We start from the raw sequence: 24,482 nt of genomic DNA, 5'->3' as shown, positions 1-24,482 counted from the left end.
TGCTCGCGGCGGGGGCGGCGCCGTTGCCGCCCCCGCCGCGGGTCCCGGGTTACTGCTGCTGGAAGTCGTACGTCGCGACGGTCTTCGGCGTGCCGGAGGCGAAGCTGATCACGACCTCCGTGCCGGACATGAAGTGCTGCTTGTCGGCCTTGTAGGGCACGCAGACCCCGCCCTTGTACTCCACGCTCTCCATCGCCGCCAGCAGGTCGTCGGAGCTGCTCGACCTGGCCGCCTCGTACGCGGTCTTGTAGAGGTAGAAGGCGTCGTAGGCGGTGGCCGCGTTCGGGTCGGGCATGAAGTTGTACTTGGCCTGGAAGTCGGTGACCCACTTCTTGGCCCGGTCGGTCGCGGGGTCGGCCAGGTTGCACGGGGCCGCGCTGTACATGTTCTTGACCAGGTCGGGCGCCAGCTTCTGCAGGAACACCTGCATGCCGGTCTGCCCGGCGATCGTCGGGATGTTCAGGCCCTGCTGCTGCACCGCCTTGAGCACGGCCACGATCCCGGGCTGGTACTCGGTGGTGACGACCGCGTTCACGCCCTTCATGGCCAGGATCTGGGTGGTGACGTCGGTCGAGTTGAGCGGGTTGGTGCGCGACACGGTGAGCTCGCCGCCGGCCCCGGTGGCGGCGTCCTTGGCCGCCTTCTCGTTCGTGCCCTTGGCGGCGTCGTCGCGCAGGACGGCCCCGAGGGTCTTCGCGCCCAGGGTCTTGATGGCGTACTGCACCCCGGCGCTCACCGTCAGCTCGCTCGGCGGCCCGACCCGGAACGACCACTCGCTGGCCCCGGTCTTGGAGTTCGGGTCGTAGGCGGCCGCGTAGCCCCCGCCGAGGAACAGCAGCGGGATCTTGGCCCGGTCCAGCAGCGGCCGCACGGCGAGCACCTGGTCCGGCACCGGCAGGCCGACGACCGCGTCCACCTTGTCGGCGATCGCCTTCTGCATGGCCGTGATGGCGCCCTGGGTGGTGAAGTCGGCGTCGTACTGCTTCAGCACCACCTTGTGCCCCTTGATGCCGCCGGCCGCGTTGATCTCGTCGACGGCCATCTGGGAGGGGCTGACGAACAGCTTCGGGTCGGACAGCGAGTTGGTCAGCGGGATCAGCAGCCCGAACGTGATGGGCTTCGAGGTGTCCTCGGTGGCGCCGGTCTTGGCGTCGCCGCCCGAGTCCGACCCGCAGGCGGCCAAGCCGACCGTGACCGCGACGGCCAACGCCGCGGAGGCCCAGGTACGCTTCATGTCTTCATCCTTCGATGGGGTGTCGGCCGGTTCGGGGCCGGGGAATGCGGCCCGGGGGTGTCCGGCTCAGGACTGGGCGATCTTCCACACGCGGGCGGCGGTGCCGCCGAAGAGCTGTTCGCGCTCGTGCGCACCGAGGCCGAGGGCCTCGTCGATGGTGCGGATGGCGTAGTCGTAGGGGAACGTGCCGAGCATGTTGGGCCAGTCCGAGCCGTAGATGACCCGGCCGGGGCCGTAGGCGTCCACCACCGCCCGCAGGAGGTGGTGGATGTCCCGGTGCGGGAAGTCCTCCCGCGACGCGTGCATGAGCGACGACATCTTGCACACCACGTTGGGCAGCTCGGCGCAGCTGACCAGCAGGTCGAGCCGGTCGGCCGGGTCGTCGGCGCCGATGAGCGCCATGTGGTCGATGATCATGGTGGCGTCCGGCGAGCGCACGGCCCGGGCCCGGACCTGCTCGAGCTGCTCCGGGCGCAGGATGACGTCGACCGGCACGCCGAGGCGGGCCGCCTCGTCCCACAGCGGGTCGCCGTCCGGCCCGTCCAGCCACGGCGTGCCGTCGCGGTCCGACCACGGCAGGATGCGCACGCCCTTGAAGCCCCGGTCCACGAAGGCCCGCAGCTCCTGCGGCGCCGTCGGCGACGCCGGGGGTACGACGCACACGCCGGTGAGCCGGTCCGGGTGGTCCCGGATGGCCCGCGCCGTGCAGCCGTGGTCGTAGCCGGAGTCCCGGCGGGAGTGGATGCAGACCGCGCCGTGCACGCCCGCCGCGTCCAGCGTGGACAGCAGTTCCCGGGCGCTGTGGCCCGGTGAGTTCTGGTTCGGATCCCAGACGTGGATGGCGCCATCGATCATGCCCGGCATGGCCGCTCCCGGAAACTGCGATGTTTGCTATCTTTTACAAGATTAGACTTTGCACGGTAGTGTGCGACCGGCGGCACGGTCAAGAACCGTGCGGGGCGGTCAAGAAACGGCGGGACGGTCAAGAACCGGCGGGGCGGTCAAGAACCGGCGGCACGGCCACGGCAGGCGCAGGAGGCGGCATGGGCGACGGCATCGCAGGCGCGGCCGTGATCGCCGGCATCGGGCAGACCGCGGCCTGGCGGGGCAGCGGCCGCACACCGCAGTCCCTGGCGGCGGAGGCGATCGGCGCCGCGCTGGCCGACGCAGGCCTGCCCGCGGCCGAGCTGGACGCCGTGCACACCTACGTGCCGGGGGTCAGCGCGGAGGAGGTGGCGACCGCGTTCGGCTTCCGCGAGCTGCGGCACACCTCGTTCAAGCCGATGGGCGGGGCCTATCCGGTGGCGTCGCTCAAGGAGGCGGCGCTGGCGCTCGCGGCCGGCGCGGCCCGCTATGTGCTCGTGTTCTCCGCCAGTGCCCAGCGGGCCGACCGGGCTGTGTTCCGGGCCCATCCCGGCATCCCGGGGCAGCAGTTCCGCACCCAGCTGGAGCACCCGTACGGCTGGTCCCGGCCGGCCCAGTGGTACGCGGTCATGGCGCGCCGGCACATGCACGAGTACGGCACCACGAAGGACCAGCTGGCCGCGGTCGCGCTCACCATGCGGCGGCACGCGCAGCTCAACCCGGACGCCTACATGTACGGCCGGGAGCTGACGGCCGAGGAGTACCACGCGGCGCCGATGATCGCCGACCCGTACCAGAAGTACGACTGCTGCCTGGAGACCGACGGCGCCGCCGCGGTCGTCCTCACCACGCCCGCGCGCGCGGCCGGCCTGCGCCGCCCGCCGGTGGTGGTGGCCGGGGTGGCCGAGGGGCACCCGGACTCCGGCGACGACATCTCCAACCGGCCCGACTGGTTCGCCATCGGCCTGTCCCGGGCCGCCCCGGCGGCGTTCCGGATGGCCGGCACCACGCCGGCCGAGATGGACGCCGCCATGATCTACGACTGCTTCACCTTCGAGGTGATCCAGCAGCTCGAGGAGGCCGGGTTCTGCGCCCGCGGCGAGGGCGGCCCGTTCGTGGCGAGCGGCGCCATCGGGCGGGACGGGAGCCTGCCGGTCAACACCCACGGCGGGCTGCTGTCCGAGGGCCACCTGGCCGGGATGAACCACATCGTCGAGGCGGTGCGCCAGCTGCGGGGTCAGGCGGGGGAGCGGCAGCTGGCCCGGGCCGGGCAGATCGCCGTGACCGGCTGGGGCGACCTCGGCGACGGGGCCCTGGCCGTGCTGAGAGGACCGGGCGCATGACGCGGCCGCCGTCCCGGCCACTGCCGGACCCGGACTACGTGGACTTCGCGCCGTTCTGGGCCGGAACCGCCCGCGGTGAGCTGTTGGTGCCCGCCTGTGCCGCCTGCTCCCGCAACGTCTGGCCGCCCCGGATGGCCTGCCCGGACTGTGCCGGACTCGCGTTCGACTGGCGGCCGCTCGGCGGACGCGGGCGGCTCTACAGCCACACGACGATCGGGCGGGCGATGCTCGCCGGGTTCGAGGCCGAGGTGCCGTACACCGTCGTCATCGTGGCGGCCGCGGCCGACCCGCGGGTGCGGTTCGTGGGGCGGCTCGCCGGCGGCTTCGCCGTGCCCGCGATCGGGGCCGAGATGGCCGCGGTGTTCGAGCCGGTGGACGGCGTGACGCTGGTGTACTGGCGCCCGGTTTCTCCTCTAACACTTTCATGATTTATATGATTGACTGGCCCGGCACGACGGGACGGCACGGGAGGTCCGCGCATGTGGGCATACACGATCACCGGACCGGCCGCCTGCGCGCGCGTCGACGTGCCCACCCCGGACGAGCCGGACGTGCCGGACGGGCACGTGCTGCTGCGGGTCCTGGCGGCCGGCATCTGCGGCAGTGACCTCCCCGCGTTCCGCAACGGCGCGTTCGCGGCCACGCCCCACGGCACGGCCCCCGGGGCCGGGTTCCCGCTGCACGAGGTGGCCGGCGAGGTCGTGGTCAGCCGGGACGGGACGCTGCCGGTCGGGGCCCGCGTGGTCGGCTGGGCGCCGGCCCGCAACGCCGCCGCCGAGTACGCCGTCGTGGAGGGGGCCGGGCTGCTGCCGTACGCCGGGCACCTCGACCCGGCCGCGGCCATCGTGCTGCAGCCCCTGGCGTGCGTGGTGGCGGCCGTCGGCGAGCACCTGCCGGCGTTCGCGGGCCGCGACGCCACCGTGCTCGGGCTCGGGCCGATCGGCATGCTCTTCGCCCACGTGCTCAAGGCCGGCGGGGCGCGCCGGGTGGCCGGGGTCGACCGGGTCGACCGCAGCGACCTCGCCGCCGCGTTCGGGCTCGACGACGTGGTGACCGCCTCGACCGCCCGCTGGGTGGCCGGGCTGGCGCCGGCCGCCGCGCGCCCGGACGTGGTCGTGGAGGCGGTCGGGCACCAGGTCGGCACGCTCACCGACGCCGTCGCCGCGGTCGCCGACCGGGGCCGGGTGCTCTACTTCGGCATCCCCGACGACCCGGTGTACCCGCTGCCGATGGAGCAGCTGCTGCGCAAGAACGCGACGCTGTGCGCCGGCTACACGCGGGAGAAGCGGGCCGCGCTGACCGGCGCGGCGGCGCACCTGGAGCGCCACCCGGACCTGGCCGCCACGTACGTCACCCACGTGCTGGCGATGGACGAGCTGCAGCGGGCCTTCGAGCTCGCCGACCGCCCGGCCAAGGGCCAGCTCAAGATCGTCCTGACCACACCCTGAACCGGAACCAGACAGGAAACGGGAAGCGCACATGAAGGTCAATGTCGACTGGAACCTCTGCGACGGCAACGGCAACTGCGTGGCCGAGGCGCCGGAGACGTTCGCGCTCAACGACGACGACGAGCTCGACCTCCTGCTGGCGGAGCCGGGCGAGGCGCTGCGGCCCAAGGTCGAGCTGGCCGCGGCGTCCTGCCCGAAGCGGGCCATCACGATCGAGGGCTGATGCGCCGCATCGCGGTCGTGGGCGCGTCCCTGGCCGGGCTGGAGGCGGCCAAGGAGCTGCGCCGGGCGGGCTTCACGGGCGAGCTGGTGGTGTTCGGGGCGGAGGAGCGCCCGCCGTACGACCGGCCGCCGCTGTCCAAGGAGCTGCTCACCGGGGACTGGGCGGCGCCGCGGGCCACGCTGCCGCTGGACACCGCGGCCGACGCGGACTGGCGGCTCGGCATGCCGGTCACCCGGCTCCAGGCCGGCCCGCGAACCGTCGAGGCGGGCGGGGCGACCGAGGACTTCGACGGGATCGTCGTGGCCACCGGGGCCGAGCCCGTCCGGCCGGCGCTGCGCGGGGCGGACGGGCTGCTGGGAGTACACCTGCTGCGTGATCTTGACCAGAGCCTCGCCCTGGCTGCTGAGCTCGCGTCCGGCCCCGGCCGGGTCTGCATCGTCGGCGGAGGGTTCATCGGCGCCGAGGTCGCCTCGGCCGCCCGGGCCCGGGGCCTGGCCGTGACCGTCGTCGAGGGCCTGGCCGCGCCGATGGAGCGCGCCCTCGGCCCCGAGGTCGGGGGCAGGCTGGCCGCGGTGCAGCGCGACCACGGCGTCGATCTGCGCCTCGGCACCACCGTCACCGGGGTCGAGGGCGGCCGCCGGGTCGAGCGGGCCCGGCTGAGCGACGGCACCACCGTCGCCGCCGACGTGCTCGTGCTGGCCGTCGGCGCCCGGCCGGTGACCGGGTGGCTGGCCGGCTCCGGGCTCACCGTGGAGGACGGCGTCGTGTGCGACGAGACCTGCCTGGCCGCGCCCGGGATCGTGGCCGCCGGCGACGTCGCGGTGTGGCCCAACCGCCGCTTCGGCGAGCTGCGCCGGGTCGAGCACTGGGACAACGCGATCCGCCAGGGCCGCCACGCCGCCCGGCGCCTGCTGGCCGGCGACGACCCGGCCGGGCGGGTGCCGTACACCCCGGTGCCCTGGGTGTGGTCCGACCAGTTCGGCCGCAAGCTGCAGATCGTCGGCTCCACCGCGGCCTACGACGAGGTCCGCACCGTCCCCGGCCAGGCCGGCGACGGGCGGTTCACCGCGCTGTACCGGCGGGGCGAGCGGCTGGTCGCCGTGGCCGCGCTCGACAGCCCCCGCAGCATCGTGAAGGCCCGCGGTCTGCTCCAGGCGGAGACGCCGTGGCGCGCCGCGGCCCCGCAGTTCGATTGAGAGGTTGCCGTGTTGCCCGTGTACGACCCGTTCTCCCCCGAGGTCATGGCCGACCCGCTGCCGTTCTACCGGCACCTGCGCGAGCACGACCCGATCTGCTACCTGCCCGAGTACGACATGTTCGCCCTGGCCCGCTTCGACGACGTGCTCGAGATGCTGTCGGTCACCGACGGCACGTTCGTCCCGACCGACGGGACGCTGCCGGACCCGGGCGTGCTGCGCAAGCACAACAACGGGGTCGTGCACTACCCGACGACCGGCGAGCCGATCCCGCCGTACTCCACCTTCGGCCCGCCCGTCCACGAGCTGCTGCGCCAGGCGCACGTCGGGCCGCTGCGCGCCGGGGCCGTCAAGCGGCTCGCCGACTTCATCCGGGAGCAGGCCAACGAGCGGCTCGACCTGCTCCTGCCGCGCGGCCGCTTCGACCTGACCCAGCACTACGCCGGGATCGTCGCCGGGGCGGTGCAGTGCCACCTGTTCCGGCTGCCGCTCTCCGAGGCCAAGTACGTCCTGGACACCGTCAACGCCGGCTCGCTCACCGACGCCGACCCGCAGGCGCCGCGGACCATCAACCGGTACCGCCCGATCGCCGAGCTCATCGAGGGCATCGTGCGCACCCGCCGCAAGGAGGGCGCCGACGGCGGCTTCCCGCTCGTCGACGGCCTGCTGAACCTCGAGCTCGACGGGCGCCGGCTGAACGACACCGAGATCGCCCAGACGCTCAGCGTGGTGATGATCGGCGGCTCGGAGACCGTGCCGAAGGTCGTCGCGCACGGGCTGTGGGAGCTGGCCAAGCGGCCCGAGCAGCTGGCCGCGGTCCGGGCCGACCTGCCCGCGAACGCGCCGGTCGCGTTCCGGGAGATGGTGCGGCTGTGCGGGCCGGCCCAGTGGTTCGCCCGCACCGTCCAGCGCGACACCACGATCGGCGGGCGGCCGATGGCGGTCGGGCAGCGGGTCATCTTCCTCATCCCGTCGGCCGCCCGCGACGAGCGCGAGTACGGCCCGGACGCCGAAGAGTTCCGCTGGAACCGCGAGATCAAGCGGTGGGTCAACTTCGCCTGGGGCAACCAGTTCTGCACCGGCTACCACCTGGCCCTGCTGGAGGGGGCCATCCTGGTCGAGGAGTTCCTGCGCCGGGTCCCGGAGTTCGAGGTCCAGGCGGACGAGGCCGTGCGGCTGCCGTCGTACTTCCAGTGGGGCTGGAACGAGCTGCCCGTGACCGTGCCGGTGGAGCGCTGATGGCCGCCCGGTTCGGCAGCGGGGCGCTGCGCTACGAGCTGGTCGAGGGCTGGGAGCGGCTGCCCGCCGGCTGGGTCCACGACGACGTCGCCGGGGTCGCCTGCGACAACCAGGGCCGCGTGTACCTCTACGCCCGCGGCGAGCACCCGGTCATCGTCTACGACCGCGACGGCACGTTCCTGGGCTCCTGGGGCGAGGGCCGGTTCAGCTACCGCACGCACGGCATGTACTTCGGCCGCGACGGGCACCTGTACCTCGTCGACGACCTCGGCAGCTCGGTCGGCCGCTACTCGGTCGAGGGCGAGCTGCTGCAGTGGTACGGCCCGCAGGGCACCACCAGCGACGCCGCCCCCTACAACCGGCCGACCAACGCGGGGCTCGCCCCGTCCGGCCAGGTCTACGTGTCCGACGGCTACGGCAACACCCGCGTCCACCGCTTCAGCGGCGACGGCGAGCTGCTGCAGTCCTGGGGCGAGCCCGGCAGCGGGCCGGGGCAGTTCCGCACCCCGCACGGCATCTGGGCGCACGACGACGGCCGGGTGTTCGTGGCCGACCGGCAGAACGAGCGGCTGCAGATCTTCGACGCCGGCGGCGGCTTCCTCGGCGCCTGGACCGACGTCCAGCGCCCCCAGGACCTGTTCGTGGACGCCGCCGGGCTCACCTACGTCGTCGAGCTGTCCTGGCACGCGGGCGAGGTGTCGCACAAGACCGGCCCGGTCGCCGAGTACGTGCCCGGCCGGCTGTCCATTCTGGACCCGGAGGGCAACCCGGTGCTGCGCTGGTCGGTCGCGGACCTGTCGCGGCCCGACGCGATCCTGGCGCCGCACGGCGTCTGGGTCGACGACGAGGGCTCGATCTACATCGCCCACGTCACCAACACGGTGCTCGGGCACCGCGGCGCCGTCCCGCCGGGCGCGCTGACGTTCCAGAAGTTCGCACGGGTCTGAGAGGGGCATCCATTGAGCGAGGTGTTCACGGTCCGCGGCCCGGTCGACGGGTCGCAGCTCGGCTTCACGCTGATGCACGAGCACGTCATCTTCCGCGACACGGAGTTCTCCAAGGACTACCCGGACCTGAGCTGGCAGCCGGACCGCCCCTCCGCGCTGGCCCGGGCCGTCACCGGCCTGCAGGCCGCGGCCGACGCCGGCGTGCGCACGATCGTGGACTGCACGGCCTTCTTCCACGGCCGCGACATGGACTTCGTGCGTGAGGTCAACGAGCGCGTCGACATGCACATCGTGGTGGCCACCGGCATCTACACGTTCGACTACCTGCCCAACATGATCATGCGGCGCAGCCTGCGCGGCCCCGGCGACCGCGACATCCTCACCGAGATGTTCGTCCGCGACATCACCCGGGGCATCGGCGACTCCGGCATCCGCGCCCAGATCATCAAGGTCGCCACCGACCTCGAGGGCGTCACCCCCAACAACGAGCGGATCCTGCGGGCCGCGGCCCGGGCCCACCGCGAGACCGGCGCCCCGATCACCACCCACACCCAGCCGCTCGAGCGCAACGGCCTGGACCAGCAGCGGCTGTTCCGGGCCGAGGGCGTCGACCTGCGCCGGGTGGTCATCGGGCACAGCGGCGACACCACCGACCTCGACTACCTCATGGAGCTGATGGACGCCGGCTCCGTCACCGGGCACGACCGCTTCGGCCTGTACCTGCCCGGCTGGGCCGGCCTGCCCGAGCGCGTCGACACCATCTTCCGGCTGTGCGAGCGCGGGTACGCCGACCGGATCGTGCTGTCCCACGACTCGATCCTGCACAACGACCGCAACGACCTCGCCAGCCCGCGGATGGCGCCGATGCCGGACTGGCGGATGACCCACGTGCCGCTGGACGTGGTGCCGCTGCTGCGCGAGCGCGGGGTGTCCGAAGTGGACCTCGAGGCCATGACCGTCAGCACGCCCCGGCGGATCCTCGAGGCCGGGCCGGCGTACTGACATGCGGGTCACCTTCGACGTGCCGGTCCCGATGTCGGACGGGACGACCCTGTGCGCCGACGTGCAGCTGCCGGACGGCGACGGGCCGTTCCCGGCGCTGCTGCAGCGCGTGCCCTACGACAAGGGCGCCCCCGCCATCCGCGACGGCGCGCTGGACACGGTGCGGGCGGTCCGCCGCGGGTACGCGGTCGTCACCCAGGACTGCCGCGGCCGGTTCTCCTCGGGCGGCGCGTTCACCCCGTTCGTGCACGAGGCCGGCGACGGGGTCGACACCCTCGCCTGGATCGCGGCCCAGCCGTGGTCGGACGGGCGGCTCGGGATGTTCGGGCGGTCCTACTCCGCGTTCCTGCAGTGGCAGACGGCCGCCCGCCGCCCGCCGGGCCTGCTGGCGATCGCGCCGATGTTCTCGGGCGCCCGGCCGGTCCGGGACTGGTTCGGCGGCGGCACCGCGCTGGAGTGGGGCTTCCTGGTCTACTGGGCGCTGCGGCACCTGGCCCCGGTCGTGCCGCCGGAGCGGCTGGCCGAGCTGCTGCACGAGCACGGGCCGGCGCCGGAGCCGTTCGGGGCCCCGCTGGAGTGGCTCGACGACTGGCTTTCCGATGCCCGCAGGTGTACTGCCTGGGCCGCGCTCGACGCGCAGTGCGCGCCCGTCGCCGCCGTCGCGGTCCCGGCGCTGGTGATCGGCGGGTGGTACGACGTGTTTCTGCGCGGTACCGTCGCCGCCGCCGCTCAGTCCCTGGTCGTCGGGCCCTGGCCGCACGGTGGCGGCAACCCGGGCGTGTTCCCGGAGCACGACTTCGGGCCGGCCGCCTCCGGGGCCGGGCTGACCGACCGGCAGCTCGACTGGTTCGACCGATGCCTGTCCGGCGCTCCCGGGCGGGGCGCGCACTGGTTCCGGGGCGGCGCCGGATGGGAGTCGGGGCCGCGGTTTCCGCCGCCGGCCGAGCCGCGGCGCTGGCACCTCACCGGCAGCGGCGCGCTGGCCGGGGAGGCCGGCGGGACGGGCGCCCGCACGCTGATCTACGACGAGGCCGACCCGGTGCCGACCATCGGCGGGAACACGTTCCTGCCGGGGCTGGAGGTGGCCGCCAACGCCGGGCCGCGCGACCAGCGGGCGCTGCTGGATCGCGGCGACGTGCTCGCGTGGTTCGGGGCGCCGCTGGCCGCGCCGCTCGACGTGACCGGCGACGTGACCTGCGCGCTCGACACCGACGCCGCGCCCGGCACCCGGTGGGTCGCGCGGCTGGTCGAGCGGCGCACCGACGGGCGGGTGCTGCTGGTCGCCGACGGGGCGGCCCTGACGCCGGACGGCGCCGGGGTGACGGTGGCCGTCGGGCCGCTGGCGTGGCGGTTCGCGGCCGGTTCGCGGATCGGCTTGCTGCTGTCGCACACGTCCTGGCCGCGGTACCGCCGCTGGGTCACCGACGACCGGCCCCCCGCGCCGCGCCGGGGTGTGACGACCGTCCACATCGGACCCGGATCGACGCTCACCGTGCCGGTGACGGCGTGAGCGCACTCGACGCGGCCGTGGCCCACCTGCGGGCGGGGGAGCCGGTCGTGGTCGTGGACCCGATCGGGAACCTGGGCATCGCCGGGTACGCCGGGCGTTCGATCGCCCCGGAGGCGGTCAACTTCCTGGTCACCCGGTGCCGGGGGATCGTCTACGCGGGTGCGCCGCGCAGCCGGCTCGGGCACCTGCAGATCGGGCGTCAGCACGGGGCCGGGCCGTTGCAGGAGGGGGTGCTCGTCGCCGTCGACGCCCGCGCCGGCGTCACCACCGGCGTCTCGGCGGCCGACCGCGCCCGCACCATCCGGACGATCCTCGACCCGGCGACCACCCGCGACCAGCTCCGCACGCCCGGGCACGTGCTGCCCAACGCGATCGACGAGAGCGGGGACATCGCGGGGTACGGGCTGAGCGAGGCGCTGCAGCACCTGGTCGCCCGGGCCGGGCTCGGGCCCGGGGTCGCGCTGGCCGGAGTGCTGGACGCGGACGGGGAGATGGCCCGCGCGGACGAGCTCGCCCGGTTCGCCCGGTGCCACGGCACCGTGGCGCTGGACGTGGCCGACGTGCTGCGGGCCCAGCGGCTGGCCGAGGGGTGGTCGTCGCCGTGGCCCGGGCACCGGATCGTGCGGCTGGCCCACACCGGGCTCGACCTGTTCGTGACCGCGCTGGACGGGCATCGGCGGCACGGCACGTTCGAGGTCTGCGTGCTGCCGTACGACCCGGCCGGCCACACGCTGCGCGTCCCCGGCCCGGGCCGGGACGCCCTGGAGTCGGCCCTCGACGCGCTGCACGCCCGCGGGCGCGGCGCCGTCGTGCTGGCCTCCGGTTCTGCTCCTGATGCCGATTCCGGCACTGTGGCGGCGCTGCCGCACGTGGCCGCTCTCGTCGCCGCCGATCTCGCGGCGGCCGATTCCTGGAAGGTCAGCTCGTGAACGTTGTCATCGGACTCGGCAACATCGGCATCGCCATGGCGGAGCGGCTCGTGGCCCAGGGGCGCGCGGTGCTCGGCGTCGACCTGGCGGAGGCGCGGCGCGCGGAGTGGCACGCGCGAACCGGACTCGACGCGGCGGACGCACTGGAGGCCGTGCCGTGGGAGCGGGTCGCCCACGTGCTCATCGTCGTGCGCCTCACCGAGCAGGCCGAGGCGGTCCTGCAGGCGCTGCGCGACCTGCCGGTGGCCGAGGGCGCCGGCGTCCTGGTCGCCACCACCCTCGACCTCGCCTACGCCCGCGGGCTCGGCCGCTACGACGACCGGGCCTGGCGCCTGATCGAGCTGCCGGTCTCCGGCGGCGACGCGGCGGCCCGGACCGGCGGCCTGACGCTCATGCTCGCCGGGCGGCACGACGCGCGCGACGACGAGCTCCTGGCCGACCTGGGCACCTCCAGGGTGCCGTTCGCCGAGTTCGGCCAGCCGACCCTGGCCAAGCTGCTGAACAACGTCTCGGCCGCGTACACCGCGGCCTCGTACGCCGAGATGATGCTGCTGGCCCGGGCCGCGGGGATGAGCCCGCAGCGGCTGCGCGACGTGCTGCACACGAGCTCGGGCGGCAGCTGGATGGGCGACAACTTCCTCAACCCGTCGATCGACCTGCTGGCCAAGGACGTCGACCTGCTGCGCTCGCAGGTCGGCGCGCTGCCGGTCGTCGACCTCAACGCCGGCCTCCTGGACCGGCTCCGCGCGGGCCGCGAGGCGCTGGCGCCGTGAGCGGCCGAGGGTTTGCTCCGATCGAGGAGGTCGTGGCCGCCGTCGGCCGCGGCGAGCTGGTGATCGTCGTCGACGACGAGGACCGGGAGAACGAGGGCGACCTGGTCCTGGCCGGGGACCTGGCCACCCCGGAGGCGATCAACTTCATGGTCACCCACGGTCGCGGGCTGGTCTGCCTGTCGCTGGAGGGCGGCCGGCTCGACCACCTCGGCATCGGCGCCATGGACCCGGCCGCCGTCGGGCCCGCCGAGACCCACTTCGGCGTCTCGATCGACCTGGACGCGCCCGGCCGGCCCGGCATCGGCGCGTCCGACCGGGCCGCCACCATCCGCCGGGCCGTCGACCCCCTCGCCCAGGCCGGCGACTTCCGCCGCCCCGGGCACGTGTTCACGCTGCGGGCCGTGCCGGGCGGCGTGCTGGTCCGGGCCGGGCACACCGAGGCCTCGGTCGACCTGGCCCGGATGGCCGGCCGCACGCCCGCCGGCGTCATCTGCGAGATCATGCACGACGACGGCACGATGATGCGGCTCGGCGACCTGCGCCGGTTCGCCGCGCGGTTCGGGCTGCTCATCACGAGCATCGCCGACCTGATTGCGTACCGCCGCCGCAGTGAGACGCTCGTCCGCCGCGTGGCGGTGACCCGGCTGCCGACCGACCACGGGATCTGGGAGATCTACGGGTACGAGTCGCTGGTGGACGGCGTGCAGAGCGTGGCGCTGGTCCGCGGCGAGCCGGCGGCCCAGGAGGCCGCGCTGGTCCGCATGCACTCCGAGTGCCTGACCGGGGACGTCTTCACCTCCCGGCGCTGCGACTGCGGCGAGCAGCTGCACGCGGCGATGGACCTGATCGCCCGCGCCGGGCACGGCGCGGTGGTCTACCTGCGCGGGCACGAGGGGCGGGGGATCGGGCTGAACCACAAGCTCCAGGCGTACCAGCTGCAGGACGCCGGATACGACACCGTCGACGCCAACCTGGCCCTGGGGCTGCCCGCCGACGCCCGGGACTACGGCATCGGGGCGGCCATCCTGCGGGATCTGGGGCTGCGGCGGTTGCGGCTGCTCACCAACAACCCGGCCAAGCGGGCCGGGCTGGACGGCTTCGGGCTCGAGGTCGTGCAGCGGGTGCCGCTGGTGGTGCCGCCCCGCCCGGAGCGGGCCGGCTACCTGGCCACGAAGGCGGCCCGGATGGGGCACGACCTTGCCTAGGCCGCTACGGCGCGGGCGTGCTGGTGACCATGTCGCCGCGGAGGGTCACGTGGGTGCCGAACTGGCGGCGGTGGTACAGCAGCGGCCGGCCGGGCATGGTGCGGACCCGGTCGACCCGGGCCACGACGATCACGTGGTCGCCGCCGTCCATGAACGGCAGCACGGTGCAGCCCAGCCAGACGACGGTGCCCGGCAGCAGGGGCAGGCCGTGGTGCGGCTCCCAGGCGATGCCGTCGAACTTGTCGTCGCCCTTGCGCGCGAACCGCCGGGCCACCGCCTCCTGGTGGGCGCCGAGCACGTTGACGGCCAGCGACCCGGTGCGGGTGACCATGGCGAGCAGGTCGGACCGGCGATCCAGCGCGACCGTCACCAGGGGCGGGTCGAGGGACAGCGAGGTGAAGGCGCTCACGGTCGTGCCGTGCGGGCGGCCGTCCTCCATCGCCGTCACGACCGTCACCGGCCCGCAGACCTCGGCCATCGCCTCCCGGAACGCGTCGCCGGACAGCCCTCCGCCGGTCGTCGCCGTCATGCGGACCTCCGATGCTCGCCCTTTTCTCTAATCGTTTATATGATAGACCTCCAGCGAAACCCGGGCAAGAACGCGCACGGGGCAGTGCGGGGGCCGGGCTGGTGTGTACTATCAGTGATAGTGATGATTCACCCTTCAGTGATCGGGACAAGATGGCGGACGTTCGTGGACAGCTGCGGCAGCCCAAGCTCGGCGAGATGGTCGCCGGCGTCATCCGGCAGCGCATACTCGACGGCGAGTGGCGCGACGGGGAGCTGCTGCCCAACCAGGACGCCATCGTCGCCGAGTTCGGCGTCAGCCGGCCGTCGATCCGCGAGGCCATGCGCATCCTCGAGGCCGAGGGGCTCATCACGGTCCGCCGCGGCAACGTGGGCGGGGCGGTCGTGCACCGCCCGGAGGCCCGGCACGTGGCGTATGCGATCGCGCTCGTCCTGGAGTCGCGCGGCGTGACCCTCGACGACGTCGGCGTGGCGATGGGCCAGCTGGAGGCGACGTCGGCCGGCCTGTGTGCCGCCCGCCGCGACCGGGCCCGCAAGGTGGTGCCGCAGTTGCGCCGCTGCAACGCCAGCGCCAAGAAGGCGATCGACGAGCCGATGGAGTTCGTGCGGTACACGTCGGAGTTCCACTCGAGCCTGGTCGAGCTCAGCGGCAACGAGACGATGCGGGTGCTGGCCGGCTCCCTGGAGTCCCTGTGGCTCGTCGACGTGAACCAGTGGGCCGAGAAGGTCAGCCGCAGCGGCAGCTTCCCCGACCGCGACCACCGGCTGAAGAACCACGAGCAGCACGTGCAGATCGTCGAGGCGATCGCCGACGGCGACGTGCCCCTGGCGGTCCGGCTCACCGAGTCGCACTTCGACCCGGCCCGCTTCCACCTCCGCCCGGAGGACGCCGGCCGCCGCGTCGACGCCTCCGCGATGCACGGCCAGGGCGGTCCCGCCTCGCCCGGACTTCCGGCCTGAGGATCAGGGCGCCACACGAGTGTGGCCCGGGACGCGCCCGGGCCACCCGACAGGACCAGCTTTACGACCTGGTGCCGGCCGGCTCGAGCGGGGTCTCGGTGCCGTAGACCGTCTCGCGGAAGCGGGGCAGCACCTCGGTGGCGAACAGTTCCATGCTGCGGTGTACCAGATCGAAGCCCATCGTGCCGCTCTGGACCATCATGATGAAGTGGCCGAAGCCGCCGACCGCGCCGTAGAAGCGCTTCAGCTGCTGGAACACCGTCTCGGGGCTGCCGGCGAAGATGTAGCCGCCGTCGAGCAGGTCCTGCAGCGGGGCGTGGATCAGGTGCTCGATCGGGGTGGTGAGCTGCTTGCCGGTCGCCTCGTTCTGCAGGATCCGGCCGCGGACCTTGGCGTCGATGTACCCCGGGACGTTCATGAACTGGGACGAGATCTTGTTGTTCTCGAGGTACCACCGAAGCTTGTTGGCTCCCGCGTAGCCCTCCTCGTCGCTGTCGCCGACGAAGACCAGCCCGACGTAGCCCAGGCGCTCCGGCGGGGTCTCCGGCCGGCCGAGCTGGGCGGCGCGCTCGCGGTAGGCGCGGAAGATGTCGAGGGTGCCGTCCACGCCGGCCAGGATGGTGCCGCAGGTGAAGTCGCGGTCGGCCGTCTCCCGCGCGGTGCCGGCGCTCTGGGTGGCGACCCAGACCGGGGGGTGCGGGTCCTGGTACACCCGCGGCCAGACGTTGACCTGGCGGTGGTGGTAGTGCTGGCCCTCCCAGCTGAACGGGCCGTCGTGCGTCTGCCACGCCTTCAGGATCAGGTCGACGCCCTCCCAGAAGCGCTCCTTCATCTCCACCGGGCGCACGTTGCCGGGCGAGATCTCGTACGGCACCCCGCGCACGAACCCGACCTCGAGCCGCCCGTGCGACACGACGTCGATCATCGCCATCTCCTCGGCGACGCGGACCGGCGTGTTGCGGTTGGCGATCGGGTTGCCCAGGGCCAGCAGCCGGGCGCGCCTGGTGTCGCGGGCGAGCATGGCGAGGGTCAGCGGCACGGCCGGCACCACGCACGTGGCGGTCGCGTGGTGCTCGTTGAGCATGATGTCGAGCCCGAGCTCGTCGGCCGCGCAGTACAGGTCCAGGTAGGTCTTGTACAGCTGGTAGCCGACCTCGGGGTCGTAGACGGAGCTCGGGAAGCTCACCCGCAGCGACTCGTAGGTCTCCTCCGGCGGCAGGTACGGGTACGGCATCTCGGTGAAGGTCCAGGCGCGAAACATCAGTTGTCCTCCGCGGTCGTCGGGGCGGCGAACTCCGTGATGAGCTCGGCCAGTCGTTGCGGCGCCTGCTCCTCGACCCGGTGCCCGGCCCCCGGGATCACCTCGGTGCGGCACGGGCCGCCCACCGCGGCGGCGAACAGGTCGAAGTGGTCGGGCCGCAGGATGAGCCCGTCCGCGGCCCCGGCGACCAGCAGCACGGGGACGGTGATGCGGTGCAGCCGGCCCGGCAGCGCCGGATTGTGCAGGTACGGCTCCCACGCGTAGAACGCGACCGCCTCGTGCGCCTCGGCCAGCCGCAGGAACTGGGCCGGGGAGAACGCGGACAGGTCGGGCGCGGTGCCGTCCGGCCCGTACATGGCGGCGGTGACCGCGGCCGGCGCGCTGGCGTACAGGTCGAGGTAGGAGCGCTCGGTCGGCTCGGCCCGGCGCACGCCCAGCGGGGCGACCAGGGTCACCGACGCCAGCCCGGCGCACGTCTTGGTGGCGGTCTCGGCCGCCAGCCAGCCGCCGATGGAGCAGCCGACCAGGTGGACCGGGCGGCCGATCGCCTCGATCGCGTCGAGCACCGCGTAGGCGAGGTCGTCGACGCTGCGGTACCGCGGGTCGCGCGGGCCGGACCAGCCCGGCAGCGCGGGCACGTGGACGGTGAAGCGCTCGGCGAGCGCCTTGGCGAACGGCTCCGCGAACAGCATCCCGTCCAAACCGTGCAGCAGCACGAGATCCGGGCCGCTGCCGGAGACGTCGACGTCCAGTCCGCTGCTCGTGTCACGCATACAGGCCACATCCAATTCGGTGAGGGCTCCCCGTCGGCGCCGGATCGGTGGCCACGCTACGCCGAACCAAGAGTCATGACAATGCAATCATTGTAAGAAAAGACCAGGACGCCGTATGGTGGGCCTCCACGGCGGTCGGCGGCCCGAGGGTGGGCGGGAAGCCATCGCAAAGGCTCAATGATTGTTTCAGGTAAATGATTGTTGTCATCGGTTCGACCTCGGACTAGGCTGCGCGTGACCGTGATCACGTGCGGCGACTCGGATGGAGGCGCAACGTTGCGCGGACTACACAGGCCAAGTCACCGTCGTGGACTGGCTCTCATCGGCGCGGTGCTCTGCGCCGCGGGGCTCGGGGCGTGCGGCAACAACGCGGCGGGCGGCGGCAGCGGCGGTGGCGGGGGCGGCACCTACGCGGTGAGCCTCTTCGCCGACATCTCGGGCGCCTACGCGCCGTTCGTCTCGGCCGGGGTCGGCGGGTTCCAGACCGCCGTCTCGGCGATCAACGACGCCGGCGGCGTCAACGGCAGGAAGATCGCGCTGAACAGCCCGATCGACGCCCAGTCCACCGCGCAGGGGGCGCAGGTCGCCGCGCGGCAGGCCGTCGGGCAGGCGCCCGTCGCGATTCTCGTCAGCACCGCCTCGACCGAGCTCGCGGGCGTGGCCGGCGTGCTCGGCGGGGCCGGCATCACGACGCTCGCCGTGCCGAACGACGACGGGCAGGCCAGCCCGCCCAAGCCGTACTACTACAGCGCGACCATCAGCAGCCAGGCCGCCGCCAAGGCCTACGCCAACGCGATCCAGGCCGAGCTCGGCACGCTGCAGGGCAAGAACATCGCCATCGTCGTCAACAACTCGGCGACCTCCGTCGCGTACGCCGACCAGCTCAAGACGCTGGTCGAGGCGGGCGGCGGGCGGATCAGCAACTACCTCAAGAACGAGCCGACCATCTCGTCGTTCACCAGCCAGGCCGGCAAGATCATGCAGGACCGGCCGGACGCCATGATGATCAACGACAGCACCACGAACACCGCCATCGAGATCGCCGCGCTGACGGACGCGGGCTACAAGGGCGCGGTCTTCGGCGGTACCGCGGCCAACGACGACGCCACGCTCAAGAAGACGGCCGACTCCGGCGGCGACTACCGGGGCCCCCGCGAGTGGAAGGTCCCCGTCGACGGCGACCCGTCCTGGACCGCGGCCGACAAGTACGGCCACCTGGACGCGGCCAAGGCCGGGGTGTACTTCTCCAAGGGCTACATGCTGGCGTACGCGCTCAAGGCCGGCCTCGAAGCCTGCGGCGCGAACTGCGACGGCACGTCGCTGCCGGCCGCCATGGCCAAGGTGACCACGCTGACCCCGCCGCCCGGCGACCTGTCCTTCGGCACCAGCGGCTTCACCGCCGACAGCCACGTGCTGCTGCACGACGTGCAGTTCTACGCCTGGGACAAGACCGCGCAGAAGTCGGCGCCGCTCGGCCAGCCCATCTCCGTCGTCAAGTAGGACCGATGCGCGACGGCGGCCGCTCACCCCGGGGCGGCCGCCGCCGGCTTCCACGAAACCGAACGAGGTTGCCCATGCCCCTGCTGGAGGTCACCGACCTGACCGTGCGGTACCGCACCGGTGCGGTCGGCGTCCAGGACGTGTCGTTCTCGGTGGAGCCGTCGCAGATCGTCGCCGTGCTCGGCGCGGCCGGGGCGGGCAAGTCGACCACGGTCCGCGGGATCAGCGGGTTCCTGCGCGCCGAGGGGGCCCGGGTGGTCAAGGGCTCGGTGCGCTTCCAGGGCCGCGACATCACCGGCCGCGAGCCGCACCAGGTGTGCGGGCTCGGCGTGTTCGCGGTGCCGGAGCGGCGGAAGATCTTCCCCAACCTCTCGGTGCACGACAACCTCGAGGCGCTCGGCGCGCGGCTGGTGAAGGGCGAGCGGCGGGCGGCCGTCGAGGCGCTGGTGTTCGAGCTGTTCCCGGACCTCGCGCGCGACCGGCGGCGGCTCGCCGGGCGGCTGAGCGGCGGGCAGCAGCAGATGCTGGCCATCGGGCGGGCGCTCATGGCCGATCCGAAGCTGCTCATCGTCGACGAGATGACGCTCGGGCTGCACCCCAGCCTGCACGAGCCGCTGTTCGCCGCCGTGCAGCGGATCGCCGCCGCCGGGAGCGCGGTGCTGCTGGTCGACGAGAGCACCGGGCGGACGCTCGAGGTGGCCCAGCACTGCGTGCTGCTCAAGTCCGGCCACGTGCTGGCGGCCGGGCCCAGCGCGGACTTCATCGGCAACGAGGTCCTGGTGGCGGGCTATGTCGGCACCTGAGGGCGGGCCCGGCAGGTTCGAGGTGGACCGGCTCACCGTCACGTTCGGCGGGGTGCGGGCGCTGTCGGAGGTCAGCACGGTCGTACCGCCGGGGGAGCTGGTCGCCGTCGTGGGGCCGAACGGGGCCGGCAAGAGCACGCTGCTCAACGCCGTCTCCGGGCTGGTCCGGCGGCAGAGCAGCGGCGCCATCCGGTACGGCGGCAAGGCTCTGCACACCATGCCGGCCGCCCGCCGCGCCGTGCTCGGCATCGGGCGCAGCTTCCAGCACCCGCCGCTCGTGGAGCGGCTCACGGTGCTGGACAACGTGCTCGCCGGCGGGTTCGGGGGCCGCGACTACGGCGTACTGGCCCAGCTCGCGCGGTGGGGCAAGGTGGCCCGCAGCGAGCGCGCCCGGGAGGAGCAGGCCCGCTCGTACCTCGACTTTCTCGGCCTGTCCGAGCTCGCCGGCGCGCCCGCGCAGGGGATCGCGTACGGGCAGCGCAAGCTCGTCGACATCGCCCGGGCGCTGATGGGCCGGCCGACGCTGCTGCTGCTCGACGAGCCGACCTCCGGCCTGGGGCGCGCCGAGCACGCGGCGATGGCCGATGTGCTGCGCCGGCTCATGGAGCGCGGCGGCATCACGATCCTCATGGTCGAGCACCACATGGACCTGGTGCGCGAGACCGCCACCCGGGTCCTCGGCCTGCAGGCCGGCCAGGTCATCGCGGACGGCCCGGCGCGGGAGGTCCTCGACTCGGCCGAGTTCCGGGCCAGCCTCGTCGGGGCGACGGCCACCCCGCCCGCGACCCGAGGGGAGACAGCGCAGTGAACAGCGTGCTGCTGGCGATCGTCGGCGGGCTGCCGCTCGGCGCCACCTACGCCCTGATCGCGCTCGGCATGGTGCTCATCTACCGCACCACCGGCGCGTTCAACCTCGCCCACGGCCAGTTCATGCTGCTGGCCGCCTTCCTGCTGGCCGACTGGGAGCTGCACCGCACCGGGCCGTTCCTGCTCGGCCTCGCCGTGTCGATCGGGGCCGCCGGGGTCGTGGCGGCGCTGCTGTACCTCGTGATCCTCTCCCGCACCGTCGGCCAGCCGCACTGGGTCGCGTTCGTGGCCACCCTGGTGCTCGGGGTCGGCCTGGACGCGTTCCTGTCGCTCATCTTCAAGTCCCCGACCTACACCATCGCGATCCCGGGCATGCCGCGCGGCGCGTTCGGGCTCCTCGGCGTGCGGGTGGGCTGGGCCTCGGCCATCGTCGGGCTGGTCGGCCTCGTGCTGTCGGCGCTGTTCATCGTCGTGCTGCGGTACACGCGCCTCGGCGTGCAGGTGCGGGCGGCCGGGCAGGACCCGGTGCTGGCCTCGCAGGGCGGCATCCAGGTGCGGCGGGTGTACGTCGGCGCCTGGATCGCCGGCGGCGCGCTCGCCGCCGTCGCGGGCGTGCTCTACGGCAGCTCGGCGGTCGTGGACAGCTCGATGAGCGGCATGGCCCTGGTCGCCGTGCCGGCCATGGTCCTCGGCGGCCTCGACAGCTTCGAGGGCGCGATCGCCGGCGGCCTGGCGATCGGCGTGGTGCAGGGCTTCATCACGGTGTACCTCGGCGGCCAGTACGTCAACGTCGTCACGTACACCATCCTGCTCGTGCTCCTGCTCGCGCTGCCCCAGGGCATCTTCGGGACGAAGGAAGTGCTGAAGGTATGACGACCAGACCCCGGCCCTGGTACTTCTCCCTGCGCGGCGCCGCCCTGCTCGCGCTGGTGCTGGTGGCGGTCACCGGGTTCGTGAACTACACGCAGCTCGACTACAGCATCTTCCTGTACAACACGTTCCTGCTCACCTGCATCGGCGCGCTGGCCATGAACCTGCTCATGGGCACCACCGGGCTCGTCTCGGTCGGCAGCGCCGGGTTCCTGGCCGCGGGCGCGTTCACCGCGGTGTGGTGCGACCGGGCCGGGCTGCCGTTCCCGCTGTGCCTGCTGATCGGCGGCCTGGTCTCGGCCGTGCTCGGGCTGGTCGTGGCGCTGCCGGCGATCCGGCTGCGGGGGCTCGCGCTGGGCCTGGGCACCATCAGCGTGCACTTCGTGGTCGTCTTCGCCGTCGACCAGTACCAGCAGCGCACGCCCGGCGCCGGGGTCGTCGGCTTCACGTTGCCGCCGGTGTTCGGCACGACGGTCGGCGTGCAGTACCAATGGGCGTGGTTGCTCTGTGCCTTCGTGCTCGCCACCATCGCGCTCACCGGGCTCATCGGCTCCGGGCGGACGGGCCGGGCGCTGCGCCTCATGCGGGACCAGGAGGCGATCGCCGGCACCCTGGCCGTCCCGGTCACCGGCTACAAGATGATGACGTTCGCGGTCACGGCGTTCCTGTTCGGCGTGCAGGGTGCGCTGACGGCGTACCTGACCGGGCAGGTGGGCAGCGACCAGTTCACGCTGACGATCGCCATGCAGTACCTGGCGATGGTGATGGTCGGCGGCCTGGACAGCGCCTGGGGCGCGGCGATCGGGGCGGCCATCTTCACCGCGCTGCCGTTCTGGATGCAGGACCTGGTGTCCGCCGCGCTCGGGTCGCAGCAGGCCTCGCTCAACGGCGCGAAGTACGGCGTCATCGCCTACGCCGTCCTGGTCGTCGTCTTCATCGTGGGCGCGCCGGCCGGCCTGGCCGGGCTGGGCCGCGACGCGTGGTCGAAGCTCGCCGCCCGGCGGCGGGGGAGCACGCCGTGACGGTCGCCGGGACCGTGGCCGTCGCCGGGGCGACCGGGATCGTCGGGCGGGGCTACCTGGAGCACGTGGCCGGCGGCGGCACGCGCGTGCTGGCCCTCGGGCGGCGGGCGCCGATCGCCGCGCCGAACATCGCGCACCGGCCGGTCGACCTGACCCGGCCGGAGCAGGTGCGGGCCCTGGCGCCGCACCTGGCCGGCGTGGACCGGCTGGTGTACGCGGCGGTCGCCGACGACGCCGACGTGGTCGCCGGCTGGGGCACCGAGGCCCACGTGGAGCGCAACCGGGCCATGCTGGCCGGGCTGCTCGACGTGCTCGCCGCGGCCGCGCCGGGGCTGCGGCACGTGGTGGTGCTGCAGGGCACGAAGGCGTACGGCACCACGCTCGGCCGCTTCCGCCTGCCCGCCCGGGAGAGCGACCCGCGCCCGGCCCTGACCAACTTCTACTGGGCCCAGGAGGACCTGCTGCGGGCCCGGCAGCCCGGCTCCGGCTGGACGTGGACGATCCTGCGCCCGACCGCCGTCGTCGGCGTGGCCGAGCGCTGCAACATCAACATCCTGGGCTCGGCCGCCGTCTACGCCGCCGTGTCCCGCGAGCTCGGCCGGGACCTGCACTTCCCCGGGACCAACGAGCACGAGGTCTGGCAGCTGGTCGACAACCACCTCGTGGGCGAGGTCGTCGACTGGGCGCTGAGCCGGCCCGACCCCGGCAACGAGATCTTCAACGTCTCCAACGGCGACGCCAGCAACTGGGAGTCGCTGTGGCCGGTCGTGGCCGCGCACTTCGGGATGGCGGTCGGCCCGGCCCGCCCGCAGCGGCTGGCCGAGACGATGCCCGGGCACGCGGACCTCTGGCGGGCGATGGCGGCCCGGCACGGCCTGGCCAACCCGGTCATGGCCGACCTCGTCTCCTGGCCGGTGTTCGACGGGCACGTCCGCCGCGACCACAACGCCTACGTGAGCACGCTCAAGCTGCGCGCGCACGGGTTCGGCGGCTTCCGCGACAGCCTCGACACGTTCGCCGCCAAGCTGCGGGCGATGGCCGGGGCCCGACTGATCCCTTCCGGGGGTTGAGGTGACCATGGAGCTCGGCATCCTGCTGGACCTGCGCAACCCGGAGCCGTGGCGGCGGCCGTGGCCCGAGCACTACGCGCGCTGGCTCGACCACGTGCGCGCCGCCGAGGCGCTGGGCGCCGGCTCGGTCTGGCTGACCGAGCACCACTTCTTCGCCGACGGGTACCTCCCGCAGCCCCTCGTCCTGGCGGCCGCGCTGGCCGCCCGGACCACCCGGATCCGCATCGGCACCGGGATCATCCTCGGCGCCCTGCGCCACCCGCTGCACGTGGCCGAGGAGGCCGCCGTGGTCGACGCGCTCAGCGGCGGCCGGCTGGAACTGGGCTTCGGGGCCGGGTGGGCGCGGCAGGAGTACGAGGCGTTCGGTGCCGACTTCGACCGCCGCTTCGGGCTCACCGACGAGGCCGTCCGCCGGGTGCGGGCCGCGCTGGAGACCGTCAGCCCGCCGCCGGTGCAGGACCCGGTGCCGCTCTGGCTGGGCTACCAGGGTCCCCAGGGCGCGCGCCGGGCCGGGCGGCTGGGCGTGGGACTGCTGGCCCTCGACCCGAGCCTGCTTCCCGTGTACCGCCAGGGCCTGCTCGAGGGCGGCCACGACCCCGGCACCGCGCGGATGGGCGGGCTGCTCGACATCGTCGTGGCCGACGACCCGGAGGCGGCCACCGAGCGCATCCTGCCGCACTTCGCGCACCAGGCGAACACCTACCGGCAGGGCAAGGCCGCCGCCGAGGGCCGCACCGCCGCCCCGCTGACCGTGGAGGACCTGCGGGCGCGGGTCCGGTCCGGCAAGGGGCTGCCCGGGCTCACCGTCCTCGCCCCGGCCGACGCCGCCCGCGAGATCGCCCGCCGCACCGCGGGCCTGCCGGTCCGGCACGCCTACTGCTGGGGGGCCGTCGGCGCCATGCCCGACGACCTGGTCGAGCGCCACCTGGAGCTGCTGTTCGCCGCGGTCCGGCCGGCGCTGGCGGAGGTCTGAGA

At 73.6% G+C, this 24,482-nt stretch carries 25 protein-coding genes; 20 read left to right on the top strand and 5 right to left on the bottom strand.

Going from position 1 to position 24,482, the window contains the following annotated elements:
• Positions 1-49 precede the first annotated feature (49 nt).
• Both ACQPZ4_RS36095 and ACQPZ4_RS36090 read right to left on the bottom strand, forming a co-directional pair.
• Positions 50-1,234: an ABC transporter substrate-binding protein gene (locus ACQPZ4_RS36095; protein ID WP_433045977.1), complete on the bottom strand. Its 1,185-nt coding sequence runs from the start codon at positions 1,232-1,234 to the stop codon at positions 50-52.
• A 66-nt stretch (positions 1,235-1,300) separates the two neighbouring features.
• Positions 1,301-2,089: an amidohydrolase family protein gene (locus ACQPZ4_RS36090; RefSeq protein ID WP_433045974.1), complete on the bottom strand. Its 789-nt coding sequence runs from the start codon at positions 2,087-2,089 to the stop codon at positions 1,301-1,303.
• Positions 2,090-2,277: 188 nt separating this feature from the next.
• Between ACQPZ4_RS36090 and ACQPZ4_RS36085 the strand changes: the two genes are divergently transcribed.
• Genes ACQPZ4_RS36085 through ACQPZ4_RS36030 form a run of 12 tightly spaced genes read left to right on the top strand, consistent with a single transcriptional unit; the run spans position 2,278 to position 13,913 of the window.
• Positions 2,278-3,441 carry a thiolase C-terminal domain-containing protein gene (locus ACQPZ4_RS36085; protein WP_433045971.1) on the top strand — a complete coding sequence of 388 codons (1,164 nt, stop codon included), beginning with the start codon at positions 2,278-2,280 and terminating at the stop codon, positions 3,439-3,441.
• Positions 3,438-3,869 carry a Zn-ribbon domain-containing OB-fold protein gene (locus ACQPZ4_RS36080; RefSeq protein WP_433045968.1) on the top strand — a complete coding sequence of 144 codons (432 nt, stop codon included), beginning with the start codon at positions 3,438-3,440 and terminating at the stop codon, positions 3,867-3,869. Before ACQPZ4_RS36085 ends, ACQPZ4_RS36080 begins: the two co-directional genes overlap by 4 nt.
• 51 nt (positions 3,870-3,920) lie before the next feature.
• Complete coding sequence (locus ACQPZ4_RS36075) at positions 3,921-4,889, top strand: zinc-dependent alcohol dehydrogenase (protein ID WP_433045965.1); 969 nt, start codon at positions 3,921-3,923, stop codon at positions 4,887-4,889.
• A 31-nt stretch (positions 4,890-4,920) separates the two neighbouring features.
• Positions 4,921-5,112 carry a ferredoxin gene (locus tag ACQPZ4_RS36070; RefSeq protein ID WP_433045962.1) on the top strand — a complete coding sequence of 64 codons (192 nt, stop codon included), beginning with the start codon at positions 4,921-4,923 and terminating at the stop codon, positions 5,110-5,112.
• A complete protein-coding gene (locus ACQPZ4_RS36065; protein ID WP_433045959.1) occupies positions 5,112-6,308 on the top strand; it encodes an NAD(P)/FAD-dependent oxidoreductase in 1,197 nt (398 codons plus the stop codon). Before ACQPZ4_RS36070 ends, ACQPZ4_RS36065 begins: the two co-directional genes overlap by 1 nt.
• Positions 6,309-6,317: 9 nt before the next feature.
• Positions 6,318-7,547, top strand: coding sequence for a cytochrome P450 (locus ACQPZ4_RS36060; RefSeq protein ID WP_433045956.1), 1,230 nt, complete (start codon positions 6,318-6,320; stop codon positions 7,545-7,547).
• Entirely contained in the window at positions 7,547-8,494 is a 948-nt protein-coding gene (locus ACQPZ4_RS36055; protein WP_433045953.1) for a hypothetical protein, read from the top strand. The genes ACQPZ4_RS36060 and ACQPZ4_RS36055 overlap by 1 nt, the downstream gene beginning before the upstream one ends.
• A 21-nt stretch (positions 8,495-8,515) precedes the next feature.
• A complete protein-coding gene (locus ACQPZ4_RS36050; protein WP_433066813.1) occupies positions 8,516-9,496 on the top strand; it encodes a phosphotriesterase family protein in 981 nt (326 codons plus the stop codon).
• A 1-nt stretch (position 9,497) separates the two neighbouring features.
• Positions 9,498-11,006 carry a CocE/NonD family hydrolase gene (locus tag ACQPZ4_RS36045; protein ID WP_433045950.1) on the top strand — a complete coding sequence of 503 codons (1,509 nt, stop codon included), beginning with the start codon at positions 9,498-9,500 and terminating at the stop codon, positions 11,004-11,006.
• Complete coding sequence (locus ACQPZ4_RS36040) at positions 11,003-11,935, top strand: 3,4-dihydroxy-2-butanone-4-phosphate synthase (protein WP_433045947.1); 933 nt, start codon at positions 11,003-11,005, stop codon at positions 11,933-11,935. Before ACQPZ4_RS36045 ends, ACQPZ4_RS36040 begins: the two co-directional genes overlap by 4 nt.
• Complete coding sequence (locus ACQPZ4_RS36035; protein ID WP_433045944.1) at positions 11,932-12,708, top strand: NAD(P)-binding domain-containing protein; 777 nt, start codon at positions 11,932-11,934, stop codon at positions 12,706-12,708. Before ACQPZ4_RS36040 ends, ACQPZ4_RS36035 begins: the two co-directional genes overlap by 4 nt.
• Positions 12,705-13,913 carry a bifunctional 3,4-dihydroxy-2-butanone-4-phosphate synthase/GTP cyclohydrolase II gene (locus tag ACQPZ4_RS36030; protein ID WP_433045941.1) on the top strand — a complete coding sequence of 403 codons (1,209 nt, stop codon included), beginning with the start codon at positions 12,705-12,707 and terminating at the stop codon, positions 13,911-13,913. Before ACQPZ4_RS36035 ends, ACQPZ4_RS36030 begins: the two co-directional genes overlap by 4 nt.
• A 4-nt stretch (positions 13,914-13,917) precedes the next feature.
• Here ACQPZ4_RS36030 and ACQPZ4_RS36025 read toward each other — a convergent pair whose 3' ends face one another.
• Positions 13,918-14,442: a flavin reductase family protein gene (locus ACQPZ4_RS36025; protein WP_433045938.1), complete on the bottom strand. Its 525-nt coding sequence runs from the start codon at positions 14,440-14,442 to the stop codon at positions 13,918-13,920.
• 152 nt (positions 14,443-14,594) lie between these two features.
• On the opposite strand from ACQPZ4_RS36025, the gene ACQPZ4_RS36020 reads away from it, so the two are divergent.
• A complete protein-coding gene (locus tag ACQPZ4_RS36020) occupies positions 14,595-15,401 on the top strand; it encodes a FadR/GntR family transcriptional regulator (protein WP_433045935.1) in 807 nt (268 codons plus the stop codon).
• Between the two features lie 61 nt (positions 15,402-15,462).
• Here ACQPZ4_RS36020 and ACQPZ4_RS36015 read toward each other — a convergent pair whose 3' ends face one another.
• Complete coding sequence (locus ACQPZ4_RS36015) at positions 15,463-16,662, bottom strand: LLM class flavin-dependent oxidoreductase (protein WP_433045932.1); 1,200 nt, start codon at positions 16,660-16,662, stop codon at positions 15,463-15,465.
• Complete coding sequence (locus ACQPZ4_RS36010; RefSeq protein ID WP_433045930.1) at positions 16,662-17,435, bottom strand: alpha/beta fold hydrolase; 774 nt, start codon at positions 17,433-17,435, stop codon at positions 16,662-16,664. The genes ACQPZ4_RS36015 and ACQPZ4_RS36010 overlap by 1 nt, the downstream gene beginning before the upstream one ends.
• A gap of 330 nt (positions 17,436-17,765) precedes the next feature.
• Here ACQPZ4_RS36010 and ACQPZ4_RS36005 point away from each other — a divergent pair, with 330 nt between their 5' ends.
• The 7 genes from ACQPZ4_RS36005 (at position 17,766) to ACQPZ4_RS35975 (ending at position 24,480) form a co-directional block, all read left to right on the top strand.
• Positions 17,766-18,935: an ABC transporter substrate-binding protein gene (locus tag ACQPZ4_RS36005; protein ID WP_433045927.1), complete on the top strand. Its 1,170-nt coding sequence runs from the start codon at positions 17,766-17,768 to the stop codon at positions 18,933-18,935.
• A gap of 74 nt (positions 18,936-19,009) precedes the next feature.
• Positions 19,010-19,738 (top strand): ABC transporter ATP-binding protein, encoded by a 729-nt coding sequence (locus ACQPZ4_RS36000; RefSeq protein ID WP_433045924.1) that lies wholly within the window; start codon positions 19,010-19,012, stop codon positions 19,736-19,738.
• Entirely contained in the window at positions 19,725-20,546 is an 822-nt protein-coding gene (locus ACQPZ4_RS35995; protein ID WP_433045921.1) for an ABC transporter ATP-binding protein, read from the top strand. The genes ACQPZ4_RS36000 and ACQPZ4_RS35995 overlap by 14 nt, the downstream gene beginning before the upstream one ends.
• Positions 20,543-21,418, top strand: a complete 876-nt coding sequence (locus ACQPZ4_RS35990; RefSeq protein WP_433045918.1) for a branched-chain amino acid ABC transporter permease — start codon at positions 20,543-20,545, stop codon at positions 21,416-21,418. The genes ACQPZ4_RS35995 and ACQPZ4_RS35990 overlap by 4 nt, the downstream gene beginning before the upstream one ends.
• A complete protein-coding gene (locus ACQPZ4_RS35985; RefSeq protein WP_433045915.1) occupies positions 21,415-22,437 on the top strand; it encodes a branched-chain amino acid ABC transporter permease in 1,023 nt (340 codons plus the stop codon). Before ACQPZ4_RS35990 ends, ACQPZ4_RS35985 begins: the two co-directional genes overlap by 4 nt.
• On the top strand, positions 22,434-23,507 hold the full coding sequence (locus ACQPZ4_RS35980) for an NAD(P)H-binding protein (protein WP_433045912.1): 1,074 nt from the start codon (positions 22,434-22,436) through the stop codon (positions 23,505-23,507). The genes ACQPZ4_RS35985 and ACQPZ4_RS35980 overlap by 4 nt, the downstream gene beginning before the upstream one ends.
• Positions 23,508-23,514: 7 nt before the next feature.
• Positions 23,515-24,480, top strand: a complete 966-nt coding sequence (locus ACQPZ4_RS35975) for an LLM class flavin-dependent oxidoreductase (protein WP_433066810.1) — start codon at positions 23,515-23,517, stop codon at positions 24,478-24,480.
• The last annotated feature ends 2 nt before the right edge of the window (positions 24,481-24,482 follow it).

Origin of the sequence: Dactylosporangium sp. CS-033363 (assembly GCF_050942475.1) — a bacterium.
GTDB lineage: Bacteria > Actinomycetota > Actinomycetes > Mycobacteriales > Micromonosporaceae > Dactylosporangium.
The sequence above is the reverse complement of the archived record's forward strand: the minus strand, read 5'-3'. Positions and strand labels throughout refer to the sequence as shown.